The sequence below is a fragment of the Lysinibacillus sp. CNPSo 3705 genome (assembly GCF_028674935.1).
Classification (GTDB): Bacteria; Bacillota; Bacilli; order Bacillales_A; family Planococcaceae; genus Lysinibacillus.
The window spans coordinates 1-281 of record NZ_JAQZSD010000231.1; the positions used below are offsets into that span (position 1 = coordinate 1).

General features: G+C 36.7%; 1 pseudogene. It reads left to right on the forward strand.

The features are described 5' to 3' along the window. Window positions 1–281: pseudogene (locus PVA17_RS25185) on the forward strand (serine hydrolase domain-containing protein); the annotation flags it as partial.

The window sequence follows — 281 nt, forward strand, 5'->3', positions numbered from 1 at the left end:
ACAGCTTATTCCTAAAGAAATCATTCAAATGGCTACATCCATTCAGACTCCTAACCCGAGACTTCCTATTCATAAGAATGGATTTTTATGGTTTGTTAAAGACACTAACCATACCTTTAACCAAACAGGTGATGAACTTCCAAAATATTACTACCAATTACTTGGTTACACAAATGTAGCTCTGCTCGTCATTCCAGAGGAAAACGTAGTAGCAGTAAGAATGTTCAACCGTTATGGTTCATCTGATGGATACGATTATCTAAACGACATTCGGTCTTTTG